This window comes from Rhizobium tibeticum, assembly GCF_900110205.1.
Classification (GTDB): Bacteria; Pseudomonadota; Alphaproteobacteria; order Rhizobiales; family Rhizobiaceae; genus Rhizobium; species Rhizobium tibeticum.
In genome coordinates, this window is record NZ_FOCV01000067.1 from 1 (window position 1) to 15182 (window position 15182).

Below are 15182 nucleotides of genomic sequence, written 5' to 3' on the forward strand. Positions count from 1 at the left end.
CGATGACGGGCTCGGCCTTCTTGCCGACCAGGGCAAGTGCGATGCCGAAGAGGACGGAGATGAAGAGGACTTGCAGGATGTCGCCTTCGGCGAAGGCGCTGGCAAGCGTCGTCGGGATGATGTTCATGAGGAAGCCGGTGAGCGACTGCTCATGCGCCTTCGCGGTGTACGTGGCGATCGCTTTCACATCGAGCGAAGCCGGGTCGATATGCATGCCCGCTCCTGGCTGCACCACATTCACGACCACGAGGCCGACGACGAGCGCCAGCGTCGAAAAGGTCAAGAAGTAGGCCATCGCTTTAGCGGCGACGCGACCGACCTTGGCGAGATCGGTTATACCGGCGATACCGGTTGCAACGGTCAGGAAGATGACCGGCGCGATGATCATCTTCACGAGCTTGATGAAGGCGTCGCCGAGCGGCTTCATCTGCGTGCCGACTTCGGGGTAGAAATGCCCGAGCAGGATACCCGTGGCGATTGCCGCAAGAACTTGGACATAGAGATGTCGATGGAACGGTGTCTTGCGGATCTTCGCAGAATGCTCAACGATCATTTCCGAATCCCCCATATGGCGTGAACCGTCTCAAAGAGGTGTGCCGAATCGACGCCCAGGGCGTGGTTGCGGTCACTAGCTGACGTTAGCTTCTCCTAATTCAAACCGGTCGCGCATCCCGGTGTTTCGCTTTGCTCAGCAACAAAGCAGTTTTTATATTCCTTACATTCTCGGCAACTGGGTGCCGTGCATAGCGAAAAACCCTCGGCCTCACAAAGCATGCGATAAAGATACTTTTTCCACCTCATGTGATTGGTATTGCCGGCCGCTAGCGTGGGAAAATGGATGGCAAGCAGGAGGCTAAGTTCGGACCTATCGGATAGACCAAGCTCCAGCCACAGATGGTCGTGGCGCAAGGCGCGCCGGGCGATGATCTTGGCGAAACAAGCGCTTGTTTGGTCGCCCGGTCGAGCATGCGCGAGCAGCAGATCGCGCAGAAGTTCCTCTTCCACACCCGGCTTGGCTTCGCGCACTTTTTCCGATCCGAAGGCCTGCAGAACAGTGGCGGGAACAGAGCGGTTAAGGACGTTTCGCAGCTCGGCACGGGAAAGGCCTGTTGCCTCGGTCGCAGTTGCCACGCCGGCAGCAATCTCTTCCAGCGCATGCAAGAGGACGCAGGAAAACACATACTGATCGAAGTCCATATCGAGGTCTATAGGTGGGCCGAGACCTGGCGATTGCGATGATCGTCGGTGACCAGGCCGATCGGTCAGGAGGGTCACTCTCCTTTTCGACAAATTGCGGGTCTGAATGACATTTGACATGTTGCTTCCCCTCCTTCGCTACGTCGCCACGAGATGATCTGCGGCGCGGCAACGTACTGCTCGAGGATAGTGTTTCAAAACTCATGCCAATCGCGGTTACAGAGCCGATTAGTCAGTTTTTGCTGGTTTTCAAAGGCTAAATGAGTTCGCGGTTGCAGACACAATGAACAGCGGCCCGTCTCGGGATCGACAAACCGACGACATTGGATGTCGAGTCTGCGCCAAAAATTGCAGGACTCGTTATTGAGACGCGGGTACATACTCGCGGCATGGTGGCTTTGCAACACTGACCATCGGGGATCCGTCCCCCCCGGACAAGGCAAGCATATGATCGAGCTTCCGGCGAGTAGATCCAAGTGTCTCTTATAGCATTGATTATGCCTAAGCAGCACGCCTGCCATCCCACCTGGCACGGCACGACTTAAAATACTGGCAGCGCTTGCTCAAGCCGATGGAAATGGAACTGAGCATCCACCACACCAGATCCTAACCGTGCTCCGGCAGAAGCAGTGCCGTTACGGCCTTGATGTCAAAATGGCACGGCGCTTGCGACTCGTTCGTTGAAAGCTGGACAGCAGCCGAGAAGAGCAGTGGAGGCAACGCCTCTGATGCGTCCGACATTTGTGCGTTTTCCTCGAGCACCTGCACGTTGGTGGCGAAATCTGGGAAGACACTCCAAAATCGGCGGTTCGACAGCAGGTGTGGTGGCAAACGCATCAGATCTTATTCTAAAGGAGCAATGCTGATGACGATGAACAAAAGGGTTCCGTTCGTTACCTTTCGCACGCGTGTTCGCGATGAGACCGTGGAAGGGCCAAATCCGTACCGTTGGGACGACAAGACTACGGAGGATTATTTTAGCGGTAGGCGCACGATTTTATTTTCGCTTCCCGGCGCCTTCACCCCGACCTGCTCGACTCAGCAATTGCCGGATTTTGAAAAGCTCTACGACGAATTCGTTAAGCACGGATTCGAGTCGGTCTACTGCCTCTCTGTCAATGACGCTTTCGTGATGAATGCGTGGGGTAAGGCGTTGGGACTGAAGAAGGTCAAGCTTATTGCTGATGGTTCAGGCGAATTCACTCGCAAGATGGGCATGTTAGTCGCAAAGGATAATCTCGGCTTCGGCCTTCGATCTTGGCGCTACGCTGCACTGATCGACGACGGAGTTGTGGAGCAATGGTTTGTGGAGGACGGACTCTCGGATAATTGCGAAACAGATCCGTACGGAGTCTCGTCACCGCAGAACATTCTTGCAACGCTGAAGTGGCTTGGCGCCCCCTGACCGGATGACAGACCGTCTGACGGCTCTGTGACGCAGGTCCTAAATTGCGTTTCACAGGTTGCGCACTAATTCTTAAGTGTGGTCCAAGTTGGGGTCGCGGACTGAGCAAGCTCGAGAACCCACGTCAGTCGCCGGCGCTTGGCAGGAATGACTCATACGAGTTCACGCTAACCCAGCCGCACCACTCTGCATTGTCCGATCTCCGACGTTGTCGGAAATGCGACATAGCGGGGTTTGAGATTCACGTTGTTTTAGAACGGGTTTTTCGGTTGGCACGCTACGTGCGTTGTTGATTGCGAACGCAACTCGGAAACCAGGAGAAACGATCCGATGGTAACGCTCACCGAAAAGGCAATCGCAGCAGCGAAGGGTATCATTTCCCAGTCTCCCGAGCCTGTGAACGGCTTGCGCATCATGGTCCAAGTGGACGGCTGCGCCGGCCCCAAATAGCATGTGGGCTTGGAGAGCGAGTCGCGAGAGGGCGATGCTGTCATTGAGACGGGTGGGGTCAAGGTGTTCGTGGACGCGGGCTCTCAAGACCATATCGCCGGCTTGACCTTGGATTTCGTCACGGATCGGGTTCCTCCGGTTTTATCTTCGACAATCCTAACCCGCGGGAGAAGTGCGCCTGCGCCAAGTCCTGTAGCTGATCGTCTGGGCAGGGCGAACGGCAATGCGGGATCCGCGATTCGGTCAACACGTCTTCGATGCAGGCGTCCGAGCAAGGCTCGACGGGCCTGCGGCTGTGAGGCTTCCGTCATTCGGAAGTTGGAGGGTGGTATCATTGAGCCCTGTCTATCTCGACAACAATGCATCAACACAAGTCGATGCCGAAGTTGTTCAAGCGATGCTGCCGTTCTTTTTAGATCAGTTTGGCAACGCTTCATCGATGCATGATATCGGCACCGCTGCCGGTGCACCGATCAAGACCGCGCGCCGGCAGTTGCAAGCGCTGATCGGTGCAAAGTTCGACCATGAGATCACTTTCACCTCGGGCGGGACCGAAAGCGTCAATACGGCGATCCTTTCGGGTCTCGATACGGTTCCTGGGCGCACCGAGATTGTCACTTCAGCGGTCGAGCATCCGGCGGTGCTAACGCCTTGCGCACACCTTGAGAAGACGCACGGCGTTAAGGTGCACAGGATCCCGGTGGACCACCATGGCCGACTCGATCTTAACGCCTACCGGACCGCCCTCACCCATCGCGTGGCGATCGTTTCGATCATGTGGGCGAACAACGAGACGGGAACAATTTTTCCCGTGGAAAGGCTTGCTGAGATGGCCAAGCAAGCTGGCGCACTTTTCCACGCCGATGCAGTGCAGGCGGTCGGCAAGCTTCCGATGGACCTGAAATCGACCGCAATCGACATGCTGTCGCTCTCCGGCCACAAGCTACATGGTCCGAAAGGCGTCGGCGCGCTCTACATAAAACGCGGCGTGCCCTTTCACGCACTCATCAGGGGTGGTCACCAGGAGCGCGGCCGGCGCGCGGGCACGGAGAATACGCCCGGGATCGTAGGCTTAGGCAAGGCGGCCGAACTCGCGTTGGAGTGCATGGACGAGGAAAACAAGCGGATAAAATCGCTCCGCGATCGATTGGAGAAAGGACTTCTTGAGCGGATCCCCAGGACCTTCGTCACCGGCGATCTGCTGGCACGATTATCGAATACCACAAACGTCGCCTTCGACCGCATTGCTGGTGAAGCCATGCAGTCTCTGCTCAATCGCCATGGTATCGCTTGCTCCTCGGGCTCCGCCTGCACCTCTGGATCCTCGGTGCCGAGCCATGTTCTAAGGGCGATGAACATTCGCCACGGTACGGCACTCGGTGCAGTTCGCTTCTCCTTTTCACGCCATAACCGCGAGGAGGATGTGGATCGGGTACTCGAACTGATACCGGGAATCGTGGAGAAACTACGTGACGCTGTCCCTGGCTCCAGGGGGCACGCTAAGTGATGAGGGCTCCCAATCCGGCGCGCCGCCTGAGGACTAGAAACTTCCGGTCGTTCTCAATAAAACACGCATGGTGCTGGCTTCGCCTTCACCACGTGGAAAAGCTGGGGCCGGCCGCTCGCTTGCTTCAGCCCGCGTGCTGGACAGCGGGATCGATACGCCTGCGTGGGCTGCCGACAAGGTCGACGAAGTTCGTGCCGTGGTGGGTCTGGCGGCCTCCCGATACGGCTTGAGGCGTGGATAATGCTGCAGGGTCTCGACGCGTCAATCCTGAGTAGCGTTGCCGCTGGCAACCGCATCTCATTTCTCTATCTGCGAAGCTCGCTGCTGTTCGTCAGCTTGGAGCGAACGCATCCTCGACCACCAAAGGAAAACGCAAATGAACAGTTGTGCGGGCGAGAACCTTCCTATTGATGTCACCGACATTCTCGCGCGGCTAAAGCGCTTGTCGGCTGCCGAGGAATTCTTCGAAGTTCTTGGCGTGTCCTATGATCCGAAGGTGCTCAATGTCTCCCGGCTCCACATCATGAAGCGCATGGGGCAATACCTGGCCGAGGAGGTTAATTCCGATCTCCAGGACAAAGCGATCGCTGCCCATGCGCGCGCCGCGCTCGAGCGCGCGTACGAGGACTTTGCAACTTCTTCGCCGCTTGCGCATCGGGTCTTTAAAGTGCTCAAGGACCGCGATCCGGCCAAGGCCGCCGCGCCGTGTCGCACCTTTGTACCGTTGGACTCCATCCTGACGCCATTCGGAAAGAAATAAGTGCGGCAGGGTTGCTACACCACAACGTCGGCAATCCGACAAAACTGTCGCGTGGCGAAATCCTGACAAGGGAACACACCAACATTTCAGGGGATTACCTATGCGCAATGTGGTTGGCACGAATAGTGCTTGGAGTAAGCCGAAACGCCAATCCACATTCGATCGGGAGCCTAAAAACATCATGCACATCGTAGTTTGTATCAAGCAGGTGCCGGACTCCGCGCAGATACGCGTCCATCCGGTGACGAATACCATCATGCGCCAAGGTGTGCCGACCATCATCAACCCTTACGACCTGTTCGCGCTCGAAGAAGCATTCAAAGTGCGTGACTGCCATGGGGGCGCGGTCACCGTCCTCACTATGGGCCCACCCATGGCAGAGCAAGCGATGCGCAAGGCGCTCACCTACGGCGCGGACCGCGCGATACTTTTGACAGACCGTCACTTTGCGGGATCCGACACGTTGGCAACGTCATTCGCTATCTCTCAAGCAATCGCGAAGATTGGCGATAGCTTTGGCGCGCCTGATATCGTCTTTACTGGTAAGCAGACGATCGACGGCGACACCGCCCAGGTCGGGCCTGGAATTGCCAAGCGCCTGGATCTCCAACAACTGACTTACATAACGAAAATTGCCTCTATTGATCTCCATGCGCGCGAGATCACAATTGAGCGGCGCTCGGAAGGCGGCACGCAGATGCTGAAGAGCAAATTCCCGTGCCTTATCACCATGCTGGAGGGTGTCAATTCTATCCGCCGCGGCTCTCTCGATGATGCTTTGCGTGCCGCCCGGTCCCCAATTCTGAAGTGGAGTGCGGCCGACGCTGGAATTGAGGAACTGGCCAGCTGCGGCTTGAGAGGGTCGCCGACGGTCGTGAAACGCGTATTCGCTCCCACCGCCCGAGCGCAAAAAGCTATGAAACTCGACACAACCGACAAAACCGTTAGCCATGTCGCTGACGAGGTGATCGCATCAATCTTCACCGACCAACCTGCGTTGGAGGGTGAGCTTTCATCCAATGGCAGCGCGTGAGCGGCAAGGAGGAGCGCATGATGGAAATCCAAAAAAGTGAGACGCCGTCTCAAGCCACCGGCCGTGCCGGCATGAAGAAGGAGTTGCCAAAGCATTATCAGGATCATCGGCACGTCTGGGTCTTCATTGAGCTGGAGCGGGGCCAGGTCCATCCCGTGTCCCTCGAATTGCTCGGTGAAGGCCGCAAGCTTGCCGACAAGCTGGGCGTTCAGCTTGCTGGCGTGGTCGTCGGGCCGCCGGACGGAGTGGGGACCGGGCCTGCCATCGCAGACGCCTTCGCTTATGGGGCCGATCTCGCCTACCTTATTGAGTCGCCGCTACTAGTAGACTATCGAAATGAGCCATTCACCAAAGCCCTGACAGATCTGGTCAATAGCCATAAACCTGAAATTCTGCTTTTGGGTGCGACCACGCTTGGCCGCGACCTTGCGGGTTCTGTGGCAACTACGTTGCAGACAGGGCTCACGGCCGACTGCACGGAACTGGACGTCGATGTAGATGGTTCCCTCGCGGCAACGCGGCCGACCTTCGGCGGTTCTTTGCTGTGCACTATCTATACGCTCAACTGCCGTCCGCAAATGGCAACAGTGCGTCCGAGGGTCATGGCGATGCCGCAGCGAGTGGCTAAGCCAATCGGACGCGTTATCCGACATGATTTGATGATGGTCGAGGAAGAAATCATCACGAAAGTCCTTGGCTTCCTCTCTGACAGCCAATCGGAAGATGCCAATCTCGCCTACGCCGATGTCGTGGTTGGCGGCGGGCTCGGGCTCGGCGCAGCCGAGAACCTGCAGCACGTGAAGGATCTCGCGAGGACGATCGGCGGTGAGTTTGGCTGTTCGCGACCGCTGGTCCAAAAGGGTTGGATGCCATTTGATCGACAGATCGGTCAGACCGGTAAGACGATCCGACCCAAGCTCTACGTTGCAGCCGGAATATCGGGTGCAATCCAGCATCGGGTTGGCGTCGAAGGAGCTGATTTTATTGTCGCTATCAACACCGATCGGAACGCACCGATCTTCGATTTCGCCCATGTGGGCGTTGTTGCTGATGCAATCCGGTTCCTTCCAGCATTGACCGAGGCCTTCACGAGGCGATTGGCGCCGCGCGATCATCTGAAACTAGTGAACTGAGGAAGGTCCAATGAGCGAGGAGAAATTCGACGCCATCGTAGTCGGAGCCGGTATGTCCGGCAACGCTGCTGCTTATACGATGGCTAGTTCCGGTCTGAAAGTGCTGCAATTGGAGCGCGGAGAGTATCCGGGCTCCAAAAACGTTCAAGGCGCCATATTGTATGCCCATACGTTGGAGACGATAATTCCCGATTTCCGCGATGACGCGCCTCTTGAACGTCATCTGGTCGAGCAGCGGTTCTGGATAATGGACGATACGTCGCACACAGGAATGCACTATCGATCGGATGACTTCAATGAGCAGAGGCCAAACCGCTACACTATCATCCGCGCCCAATTCGATAAGTGGTTCTCGGGAAAGGTGCGTGAGGCTGGCGGCACGGTACTATGCGAGACCACGGTGACGAAACTTGCCCAGGATTTGAGCGGGAAGGTGATAGGCGTCCACACGGACCGCACCGGCGACGTGATCCTTGCGGATGTCGTCGTTCTCGCTGAAGGGGCAAATGGGCTCCTCGGCACACGGGCCGGATTGCGCGAGATGCCGAAGCCGGAAAATGTTGCACTCGCCGTCAAGGAAATGCATTTCCTGCCGGAGGAGGTCATTGCAGAGCGCTTCGGCCTGACCGAAGACGAAGGCTGCGTGATCGAAGCAGGCGGGACAATCTCACGCGGAATGGCCGGACTGGGCTTCCTCTATACCAACAGAGAGTCAATTTCGCTTGGCATCGGCTGCCTCGTCTCCGGCTTAGCATCAACCATGGAAAAACCGTACGCTCTTCTCGACGCCTTCAAGGGCCATCCCTCGATCCGACCGCTGATAGCGGGGTCGGAGGTCAAAGAATACGCCGCGCATCTCATTCCGGAGGGCGGCTTCAAGGCAATCCCGCAGCTCTTCGGCAATGGCTGGGTCGTCGTTGGCGACGCAGCGCAACTCAACAATGCTGTGCATCGCGAGGGTTCCAACCTTGCCATGGCATCGGGGCGCATGGTCGGCGAATCAATTTTCCAGATAAAATGCCGCGGAGGTGCCATGACCAAGCAGAACCTCTCCCTCTACAAGCGCATGCTGGACAAGTCCTTCGTTATGAAAGACCTGATGAAGCACAAAGACATGCCCGCCCTCCTCCATAACAATCGTCAAAGCTTTTTCACGACTTATCCGAAGCTGATATCGCAGGCTGCGCAGAATTTCGTGCGCGTTGACGGTACCCCCAAGATTGAGAGCGAAAAGGCGACATCAGCCGCCTTCATCAAGGCACGTTCGCGTTGGGGGTTGGTCAGTGACGCGGTCCGTCTCGCCTTGGCCTGGCGCTAAAGGAGAATTCAGATGAAGGTCACGATAATGGAACGCATCGAAGACAAACTCTACCAAAATCGTTATCTGGTCGATACGGGGCGCCCACACATAAAAGTGCGACCGCATTTGTCGCCAAGCCCGAACCTGCTTGCGTTAACGCAAATTTGTCCGGCCAAATGCTATGAGGCGAACGATGCCGGGCAGGTGGAAATTGTTGTGGATGGCTGCATGGAGTGCGGCACATGCAGAGTGTTATGCGAAGCAAATGGTGACATCGAGTGGAATTATCCGCGAGGCGGGTTCGGGATCCTCTTCAAGTTCGGATGATGAGCGCCATCTCCAGCTCAGAGTGCATTGACCGCCCTCTGCGTAAGCGACGGCAGATAAACTCGTGACGGCTTACATATCCATTTTATTTTTTCTGCGGTCCCGAATGGAGGTATAAAACTCCCGAATGCTCGAACAACAAAGTTCGCGCGCTGAGGGTAGAAAACTGTGGACAGCCCACCAACCGGGTTTAGATCGAGTATCGATAGAGCTCGGCCGGCGGGCGAGCAATCGCTATGAACATGCATAACCCGGATATGTTGCGCAGTGGAATCTATCGGATATCGAGAGACCTCCTCGCTTCCTCTCGTCTTGAGATCGCTTTTTCTAATGCGCTGAATAGCCTATCTTTGCTTCTGCCAATGCGCCACGGCGAGATCGTGATTTCGGCCGAGGAAGGGAAGGCAGAGATAACCGTACGCTCCGGCTTCGGCCGCGACTCTCCCGCACCCACTCCCATGATCAAACCGAAGGCGGCAATAGAGCATATCATCGCTACGGGTGCGGCACTCGTGGTGCCTGACATTAGGAAATCGGACCTATTCAACACTACATTGCGAACGTCTCAAGACGGCAATCTTCCTGTTACCTTCATGGGTGTCCCCATCAAGGCGGGAAAGATGGTGCTCGGGGCATTATGGATTGATCGCGGTAAGCCTGGCACCACCAGTGATAACTACAAGCAGGAGATACTTTTCCTCACCATGGTCGCCAACCTCACCGGATTGGCCAGCCGGCTCAATCGTGGCGGATCAATAACCGAGGAACAAGCAGAGCAGATTTCCCGCGTCGAGGGAAAGCCTGGCCCCACCCCGCGAACGCAAATCAGCTGGATTGTCGGAGATAGTCCTGCGCTCAAGGAGGTCGTCCAGACCGCCGCTATCGTGGCGAAGACCAACTCCGCTGTGCTTTTGAGGGGCGAGAGCGGCACCGGCAAGGAATCCTTTGCAAGGGCGATACACGAATTGTCGGCACGGCGAAAGAAGCCCTTCGTGAAACTGAATTGCGCCGCACTGTCGTCAGGTGTTCTGGAATCCGAGCTGTTTGGGCATGAAAAAGGCGCTTTCACCGGAGCGATCTCGCAGCGTGCAGGCCGTTTCGAGCTGGCGGATGGTGGGACGTTGCTGCTGGATGAAATAGGCGAAATATCGCCAGAATTTCAAGCGAAGTTATTACGCGTGTTGCAGGAGGGTGAACTTGAGCGGGTCGGCGGAACGAAGACGCTTAAAGTTAATGTTCGCCTCATATGCGCCACCAACAGAGATCTCGAAACGGCCGTTGCGAGCGGGAAGTTTAGAGCCGACTTATATTACCGGATCAATGTGGTGCCCATTATTTTGCCGCCGCTGAAGCAGCGCGAGGGTGACATTCCGCTTCTAGCGAGAGTATTCCTCAAGCGATTCAACGAGGAGAATGATCGAAACGTTGACTTCTCGCCATCGGCACTGGAGATTTTGTCGCGATGCGGCTTCCCCGGTAACGTTCGCGAGCTCGAAAACTGCGTACAAAGAACCGCCACGCTAGCCGCTAAAAGTACGGTCGTTCCATCAGATTTCGCGTGTCAGCAGGGCCAATGCTTTTCTTCGCTCCTCGGGAAAGGAGCTGACACCGCGATCAATGAGCTCGATCCGGGCAACAGGGTCGGACCACCGGCCAACGCCGGCACTCCAAGCCCTCCCGCATCCACAATCGGCGCACCGTGTCTGACCAACCGTGACCGGCTAATCAATGCAATGGAGACGGCCGGTTGGGTTCAGGCCAGGGCGGCTCGTATCCTCGGCCTGACGCCGCGCCAAGTCGGCTATGCTCTGCGCCGGCTTCGTATCGAGGTGAAAAAGTTCTGACGGCGAGTGACATCATGGACTTCATGAGCGTCACTTTTGTCTTCAGCTGGTCTAACGCGACACACCGTGTGCGATGGCCGTGTCGCAAATTCGACAAAACCATTTTAGCAGCACGCTCGCAATACGGACAAGCAAGCTATTGGGCGGAAACATTACCATTTTTTGAATTGGCATTGCTCTTGCGTCTGAAGCTGAAACGTTAACTCGTCAATGGAGCCGTGCGATGCCGCATCCGATGATACAGCTTGAGACTACCAGGAAAACATCCCTCGACGGAGCGCCGCGCGCCGCAAAATCTGGCGGCTGCGCACCTTCGCCCTGCGGCCTTACGGCGCCGGACGACATAGATCCGGCGACCTGGGAAAGGATCAAGGACCACCCCTGTTTTTCGGAAGAAGCGCATCACTATTTCGCCCGCATGCATGTCGCGGTCGCGCCAGCCTGCAACATCCAGTGCAACTACTGCAATCGTAAATACGACTGCGCCAACGAAAGCCGGCCGGGGGTTGCATCGGAAAAGCTTACTCCGGACCAAGCGCTGCGTAAGGTGATTGCGGTCGCCAGCGAAGTGCCGCAGCTTTCCGTCCTCGGCATCGCCGGGCCGGGCGACGCCTGTTACGATTGGAAGAAGACAAAAGCGACGTTCGAACGAGTCGCGAGGGAAATCCCCGATATCAAGCTATGCATCTCGACTAATGGACTCGCGCTGCCTGACCATGTCGATGAGCTTGCCGAGATGAATGTTGATCACGTTACGATCACCATCAACATGGTGGACCCGGAGGTCGGGGAAAAGATCTATCCCTGGATATTCTACGGGCACCGTCGCTACACCGGCATCGAAGCCGCCAGGATCCTTCACGAGCGGCAAATGTTGGGCTTGGAGATGCTGAAAAAAAAAGACATCCTCACTAAGATCAATTCGGTGATGATCCCAGGCGTCAATGACGCGCACCTCGTCGAGGTCAACAGATGGGTCAGGGACCGCGGCGCATTCATGCATAACGTGATGCCGCTGATTTCCGAGCCTTCACACGGTACCTATTACGGACGGACCGGCCAGCGTGGTCCACAGCCGTTAGAACTGGAGGCGCTTCAGGATCGCCTGGAAGGCGGCGCCAAGCTGATGCGCCATTGCAGGCAGTGCCGCGCCGACGCTGTTGGTCTGCTCGGCGATGATCGCAGGCGAGAGTTTACGCGAGACCACATCTCCAGCGATATTACCTACAACGCCAGCAAGCGCCACGCCTACCGCCAGCTGGTCGCGTTGGAGCGCGGCGATCATCTGGCGGCAAGGAAGGACGCGATCACAGCTGTGACGTCCGCAGAGTCCGGCGGACAGCTTCATGTTGCCGTGACCACCAAAGGCGGCGGCCGAATCAACGAACACTTCGGGCACGCGACGGAACTCCAAGTTTACGTAGTCTCTCAGAAAGGGATTAACTTGGTAGGGCATCGTAACGTCGAACAGTACTGCCTCGGCGGCTGGGGCGAGGAGGCCACCCTTTATAACATCATCAGTGCGCTCGAAGGCATAGACATCTTACTCTGTGCCAAGATCGGTGATTCCCCAAAGAAACAACTAGCAGAAGCGGGTGTGCGAGCAACGGACGCTTTTGGCTATGACTACATCGAAACTGCGATCCGTGAGCTTTACGCCGCCGAGTTTGGTGTTAAACCGTTGGTTGCGACGGCTTGAGCCGCCTTCTGACTGAACCTGGAGCTAGAACATGGCCTTCAAGATCATTGCGTCCCAATGCACCCAGTGCGGCGCATGCGAATACGAATGTCCCTCAGATGCAATCAATTTCAAGGGGGAAAAGTACGTTGTCGATCCTAAGAAGTGCACCGAGTGCAAGGGAGAATTCGACACGCAGCAATGCGCCTCGGTGTGTCCGGTGCCGAAGACTTGCGTCCCGGCTTGACGACCAATCGATAATTGCAGCACAAGGATGAGAGGAGCGGCCATGGGCCTTCTACGCGAACAGGAAGTTGAAATCCGTGAGCGACCGCGGTTTACGCCGGGTGAGCGGGTCCGCGCCACCCGCCAAGTAAGGAATGACGGCACCTATCCTGGGAAGGACATCGGTGAAAATCTCGTCCACAAGGGCGACGAGGGCTTTGTGCGCGACGTGGGCACCTTTCTTCAGCAATTTTACATCTATGCGGTCGAATGGGTTGATCGCGGCACCATCGTCGGGATGCGTGCCTATGAAATAACGAGCCTGGAGGCTGCAACTCCGGGGACTTCTGAAATCGCCACTTGCCTTAAAGAAGGGATAGCCAGATGAAAGTGACCGTTCGTAGAAACGGCGCCGATTTGTCGGTTTATATTCCAAAGAAAGATCTCGAGGAGCCGGTGATTTCGGTCGAGAATGAAAATCTGTGGGGCGGCTTTGTATTGCTGAGGAATGGATGGCGGCTAGCCCTCCCCGAGCTTCCGCAGAACACCCGCCTGCCCGTTACTGTCGAGGCGAGGAGGCTACCCAGTGAAGACTGATGGAGTAGGCATCAAATAAGCGGCGAAGCCGATGCAGACATCCCTGGCGAGTATGGCATCGAGTGTAGTCGCGGCTGTTAGGCGTATCAAGCCGCGCTTCCGCCCAATCCCGCACATTGATCACTCTCCAGCAACTTACCTATGGAAAATATCATCAACGTCTATGCCGCCGACGATGAGCAATCATCCTTCTGACCTAGATGGCATCGATACGCTGTGCCCCTACGCTGGACAGAAGACAGGAACAACTTCCTAGATGACTCGAACCCTTTCAGATCCAGACGCCATCGTGCGTCTCAATACGAAATCTCCACAGTAACAACTAGTGGGGTGCATTGTGTCGATATGCGCATAAGGATTGGTTTCGTGCGACCGCTACCCCTTCGGCAATAAGAGAGATGCGATAGCCTTGACACTTTCTTCGATTGGCGTACCTGCGCCGTGCACAGCAATGTCTGGTGCGAGTGGCCTTTCGTAGGGGCTGCCTATTCCGGTCATGTTGGGCAATGAACCGCTTCGGGCCTTCTTGTACAAGCCCTTTGGATCGCGGCTTTCACAGGTGTCGAGGGGCGTATCAACATAAACTTCCGAAAAATTGTTCTTACCAATTAATTCGCGCGCCAACTCCCGCTCACGGCGAAACGGCGAGATAAACGCAACCAGTACGATCAATCTTGCTTCCATCATTAACTTCGCAACTTCAGCAATTCGTCTGATGTTTTCAGCCCGATCCGCATCGGTAAAACCGAGATCTTTATTAAAGGCGTGTCGAATGTTGTCAGTTCCTCTCTTCTCGTTGAGTCTCTAGTGCACTGAGCCCTGTGAAGCTCGAGGATAGCGCTGACGAGAGTAACACGGATTCAGTTGCTGAGGTTGAGGCGAATGCCGAAGAACACAAACTGCTTGAAGGAAGCAGCGGGGGTCCCACCGGCTGCCGAATAGGTTCATGATTCAAAGGTGCGGCTGTTAAACACAGGACGGACAGCATCCGGTACACAAGTGGGAGCGCACGAGTATACTCAAAGGCGCCATCAAGAGAAGCCGGAATATCAACAATTTACTATCGATGAGGCGTTTCGATCCGCAGAAATCCGAGGAATTCTTGGTCAATATCAGAGTTAATGCTCTTGGCAACTCCTAAGACGTCTCCGACTGAGGATCAATGCGCGACGCCTCCTGCAACAGTATCTCCCGCAACCAAATGTTTCCGGGATCAGTGTTGTGAAGGGCGGGCCACTGGACAGCCTCAGTGAACAAGAGGGGTGGCAGCGGAGATTTGACCATGCGCAGTGGTATCGTTTGTTCGAAATACCTGACGAGACGCAATGGGATAGTTGCTATACGGTTGGTGCCCGACAACAACGGCGGAATCAAAGTAAAACCTGGTACAACAAGCTCGATACGTCTCTTGAACCCGTGCCCAAGCAGCAGCCATTGCTCGACGGAGGGCTTCAGCTCTCGTCCGAACTGGGCGGCAACATGCCCCATCGACATAAATGTCTCGAACGAGATGTCCCCCAATAGCTGCTTATTCGTGGGGCAGCCGACGCACACGAGTGCCTCGTCGAACAACTTCGCTTTGGGGTGCGCGCTCGACATGAACACGTCCGGAAGAATTAAAAAATCGACATCACCGCGCCGGAGAAGCTCGTGGGGATCATCATCGAGAGGCAGCAACTCGAAGCTGACGCCGGGAGCCTCCCGGGCCAAGCGCTCCACAACCCTC

At 56.2% G+C, this 15182-nt stretch carries 17 protein-coding genes and 1 pseudogene; 13 read left to right on the forward strand and 5 right to left on the reverse strand.

Annotation, left to right across the window (positions count from 1 at the left end):
- The 3 genes from BSG20_RS32705 to BSG20_RS36060 form a co-directional block, all read right to left on the reverse strand.
- Positions 1–553 (reverse strand): cation:dicarboxylate symporter family transporter (locus tag BSG20_RS32705; protein ID WP_143147586.1); only part of this gene is annotated, 553 nt, incomplete at its 3' end.
- Positions 554–648: 95 nt separating this feature from the next.
- Entirely contained in the window at positions 649–1161 is a 513-nt protein-coding gene (locus BSG20_RS32710) for a nitrogen fixation protein NifQ (protein WP_420884144.1), read from the reverse strand.
- Between the two features lie 642 nt (positions 1162–1803).
- Positions 1804–2034, reverse strand: coding sequence for a hypothetical protein (locus BSG20_RS36060; RefSeq protein ID WP_143147587.1), 231 nt, complete (start codon positions 2032–2034; stop codon positions 1804–1806).
- A gap of 28 nt (positions 2035–2062) precedes the next feature.
- Here BSG20_RS36060 and BSG20_RS32715 point away from each other — a divergent pair, with 28 nt between their 5' ends.
- The 13 genes and pseudogenes from BSG20_RS32715 (at position 2063) to nifT (ending at position 13456) form a co-directional block, all read left to right on the forward strand.
- Positions 2063–2602: a peroxiredoxin gene (locus tag BSG20_RS32715; RefSeq protein ID WP_072382029.1), complete on the forward strand. Its 540-nt coding sequence runs from the start codon at positions 2063–2065 to the stop codon at positions 2600–2602.
- Positions 2603–2932: 330 nt separating this feature from the next.
- Positions 2933–3252 (forward strand): annotated as a pseudogene (locus tag BSG20_RS32720) (iron-sulfur cluster assembly accessory protein).
- Between the two features lie 134 nt (positions 3253–3386).
- Positions 3387–4559 (forward strand): cysteine desulfurase NifS, encoded by a 1173-nt coding sequence (gene nifS, locus BSG20_RS32725; protein ID WP_072382016.1) that lies wholly within the window; start codon positions 3387–3389, stop codon positions 4557–4559.
- A 376-nt stretch (positions 4560–4935) separates the two neighbouring features.
- The gene (nifW, locus tag BSG20_RS32730; RefSeq protein ID WP_072382018.1) at positions 4936–5319 is read left to right on the forward strand and encodes a nitrogenase stabilizing/protective protein NifW; all 384 of its coding nucleotides are present in this window, start codon (positions 4936–4938) and stop codon (positions 5317–5319) included.
- 181 nt (positions 5320–5500) lie between these two features.
- Positions 5501–6352, forward strand: a complete 852-nt coding sequence (locus BSG20_RS32735) for an electron transfer flavoprotein subunit beta/FixA family protein (RefSeq protein WP_072382032.1) — start codon at positions 5501–5503, stop codon at positions 6350–6352.
- Between the two features lie 20 nt (positions 6353–6372).
- Entirely contained in the window at positions 6373–7485 is a 1113-nt protein-coding gene (locus BSG20_RS32740) for an electron transfer flavoprotein subunit alpha/FixB family protein (protein ID WP_072382034.1), read from the forward strand.
- Positions 7486–7495: 10 nt separating this feature from the next.
- On the forward strand, positions 7496–8803 hold the full coding sequence (locus BSG20_RS32745) for an FAD-dependent monooxygenase (protein WP_072382019.1): 1308 nt from the start codon (positions 7496–7498) through the stop codon (positions 8801–8803).
- A 12-nt stretch (positions 8804–8815) separates the two neighbouring features.
- A complete protein-coding gene (locus BSG20_RS32750) occupies positions 8816–9112 on the forward strand; it encodes a ferredoxin family protein (RefSeq protein ID WP_072382021.1) in 297 nt (98 codons plus the stop codon).
- Positions 9113–9348: 236 nt separating this feature from the next.
- Positions 9349–10956 carry a nif-specific transcriptional activator NifA gene (nifA, locus tag BSG20_RS32755; protein WP_420884145.1) on the forward strand — a complete coding sequence of 536 codons (1608 nt, stop codon included), beginning with the start codon at positions 9349–9351 and terminating at the stop codon, positions 10954–10956.
- A 223-nt stretch (positions 10957–11179) separates the two neighbouring features.
- Entirely contained in the window at positions 11180–12655 is a 1476-nt protein-coding gene (nifB, locus tag BSG20_RS32760; protein WP_072382023.1) for a nitrogenase cofactor biosynthesis protein NifB, read from the forward strand.
- A gap of 31 nt (positions 12656–12686) precedes the next feature.
- Positions 12687–12881 carry a 4Fe-4S dicluster domain-containing protein gene (locus tag BSG20_RS32765; RefSeq protein ID WP_072382025.1) on the forward strand — a complete coding sequence of 65 codons (195 nt, stop codon included), beginning with the start codon at positions 12687–12689 and terminating at the stop codon, positions 12879–12881.
- A gap of 42 nt (positions 12882–12923) precedes the next feature.
- Positions 12924–13247 carry a nitrogen fixation protein NifZ gene (locus BSG20_RS32770; protein WP_072382027.1) on the forward strand — a complete coding sequence of 108 codons (324 nt, stop codon included), beginning with the start codon at positions 12924–12926 and terminating at the stop codon, positions 13245–13247.
- Positions 13244–13456: a putative nitrogen fixation protein NifT gene (gene nifT, locus BSG20_RS32775; RefSeq protein ID WP_024318448.1), complete on the forward strand. Its 213-nt coding sequence runs from the start codon at positions 13244–13246 to the stop codon at positions 13454–13456. Before BSG20_RS32770 ends, nifT begins: the two co-directional genes overlap by 4 nt.
- A 375-nt stretch (positions 13457–13831) precedes the next feature.
- Here the strand turns inward: nifT and cysC are convergent, their stop codons facing one another.
- Together cysC and BSG20_RS32785 are read right to left on the reverse strand one after the other, a co-directional pair.
- Complete coding sequence (gene cysC / locus BSG20_RS32780) at positions 13832–14230, reverse strand: adenylyl-sulfate kinase (protein ID WP_093041732.1); 399 nt, start codon at positions 14228–14230, stop codon at positions 13832–13834.
- A gap of 363 nt (positions 14231–14593) precedes the next feature.
- A partial coding sequence (locus BSG20_RS32785; RefSeq protein WP_244551835.1) for a LysR substrate-binding domain-containing protein occupies positions 14594–15182 on the reverse strand: 589 nt, incomplete at its 5' end.